The 2,440-nt window shown below is 71.4% G+C and carries 1 protein-coding gene and 1 pseudogene; both read right to left on the bottom strand.

The window, feature by feature from the left end:
* The coding region (locus FV228_RS26850) for a PAS domain S-box protein (protein WP_147857308.1) at positions 1–2,012 on the bottom strand (2,012 nt) is incomplete at its 3' end.
* A gap of 184 nt (positions 2,013–2,196) precedes the next feature.
* A pseudogene (locus FV228_RS33825) lies at positions 2,197–2,440 on the bottom strand (deoxyribodipyrimidine photolyase); the annotation flags it as partial.

Below are 2,440 nucleotides of genomic sequence, written 5' to 3'. Positions count from 1 at the left end.
GCCTCCGGGACGGCCGCGGCCACCGCCCGCGGGAGATACAGGGTGAAGGTGCTGCCCGCGCCGAGGCGGCTCTCGGCGACGACCTCGCCGCCGGATTGCTTGGCGAAGCCGAACACCTGGCTGAGGCCCAGACCGGTGCCCTGCCCGACCCCCTTGGTCGTGAAGAACGGCTCGAAGATCCGCTCCAGGTCGCCGGGGGCGATGCCGGTGCCGGTATCGGTCACCGAGACCGCGACGAAATCCCCCTGCATCGCCGGGTGGGCCCGCACGGCCGGGACCCGGTTCACGGGCTGCACCCGGATGGTGATCCGCCCCTCGCCCGCCATGGCGTCGCGCGCGTTGACCACCATGTTGACCAGGGCCGTATCGAACTGGCTCGGATCGGCGTCGATCAGGCACGGGCTCTCCCGCCCCGCCGCGTCCCGCAGGGGCACGACCTGCATGTCGACCTGGATGCGCGCCCCCGTCAGGGTCCGCACCATGTCTGAGACCGAGGCCACGCCGCGGCCGACGTCGAACACCTCGGGCTGGAGCGCCTGGCGCCGGGCGAAGGCCAGCAACTGGCCCGTCAGCTTGGCGGCGCGGGCGACGGTGTCCGAGATGGCGTCGACGTACCGGGTCCGGCGTTCCTCGGGGAGGTTCGGGCGCTTGAGCAGGTCGGTTGACGACTTGATCACGGTGAGCAGGTTGTTGAAGTCGTGCGCCACCCCGCCGGTGAGCTGGCCCACCGCCTCCAGCTTCTGGGATTGGCGCAGCTGCTCCTCGAGGGCCTTCCGCTCGGTGACGTCCCGGCCGGCCGCGTAGAAGTGGTCGCCGCGCGGGACCACGTTCCACGAGATCCAGCGATAGGCGCCGTCGCGGGTCCTGAACCGGACGTCCACGTCGTCGAGGTCGCCGGCCGTGATCACGCGCTCCAGCGCCTGTTCCGCGAGCGTCCGGTCGTCCGGGTGCACGAACGCGTCGAACCGGGCGCCGACCAGATCCTCGGCGGTCCAGCCAAGGGTCGCGGTCCAGGCCGGGTTCACCGCCCGGTACACGCCGTCGAAGCCGCAGACCACGAACAGGTCGCGGCTCGCCCGCCACAGGGTGTCGCGCTCGTCGGTCCGCTCCCGGGCGGCGGTCTCCAGGTGATCCTCGAGGCGGCGCCGGTCGGTGATGTCGTTGAACAGGATCGCGACGCGCCGCCGCGCCGGCTCGCCCACGCGCAGGGCATGGACGTCGAACCAGCGCCCCATCGACACCGCGGCGCTCTCGAAGCGCACCGAGCGCCCGGTCATGGCGACCGCGCCGTAGGTCTCGAACCAGGACGGTTCGAGATCGGGAACGAGTTCGCTGATCCAGCGCCCCGCCGCGTTCCGCAGGCCGGTATGGCGCTCGAAGGCCGGGTTGACCTCGATCAGGCGGTAATCGACCGCGCGGCCCTCGGCGTCGAACCGCATCTCCACGACGCAGAAGCCGGCATCGATGGCCTCGAACAGGGTCTGGTAGCGCGCCTCGCTCTCGGCCAGGCGCTCTTCCTCGGTGCGGAAGCGGGTGACGTCCAGCTGGCTGGCGAAGAAGTAGCGCAACTGCCCCGCCGGATCGAAGACCGGGCTGACGTAGAGCTCGTTGCGGAACGGCCTGCCGTCGCGGTGATAGTTCAGGATTTCGACGACCACGTCGCGGCGGGCCGCGATGGCGTCGCGGACCTTGGCGACGTCGGCGGGGTCCGTCCCGGGCCCCTGGAGGAACCGGCAGTTGCGGCCGATCAGGTCCTCCGCGCCGTAGCCGCACAGCTCCTGGAAGGCGCGGTTGGCGAAGACGATCGGATTGTCGGGCAGGTTGGGATCGGTGACGATCTGCGGCATGCGGGTCTTCTCCGCCGCCGTGAACAGGAGGTCGATCCCGGCCGCCGACGTGCGCTCGTTGCCGCTCGGCGCATGCACAGCGCTCGCGTTGGACGCCCGCAAACGCTCGATCTCGGCCTCGGCCTCCTGAAGGCGCCGACGCAGCGCGTCGTGTTCGACATCCATGCAGCGAAATCCCGCCCCCGCGTCGCCAGACCTGACCGTCGGTCTCCCAACGGTCAGGCCGTCCGGCGGCTCCATACCGTATCTGCCGGGTCGGTCGCCATGAAGACCGGGGCCGGATGACCTCGGACGGCGACGATTCAAATCAGCGCGGCGCGGACAATCGGCGGCGGACGGGTCCGGGACCTCATGCCGTCAGGACCGCGGGAATCACCGAGCGCAGGCGGGAATAGCCGCGCGTGGATCGCGGCCATGCGGTCTCGTCCCATGCACGACGAACCCGGATGCAATCCTCCGGCAGGGCATCGGCCGACGGGCCCACCGGAGCCCAGGCGGCGACGACCGGACGATCCCCGGACCAGCCCGCCTCGACCGGGCGCGCTTCGCAGCCGAACCGTGCCGCCGCGCGCCGCAGCGCATCGGCCATCGCC

The sequence above is a fragment of the Methylobacterium sp. WL18 genome, from assembly GCF_008040015.1.
GTDB lineage: Bacteria > Pseudomonadota > Alphaproteobacteria > Rhizobiales > Beijerinckiaceae > Methylobacterium > Methylobacterium mesophilicum.
This window is presented reverse-complemented; position numbering and strand designations above follow the sequence as displayed.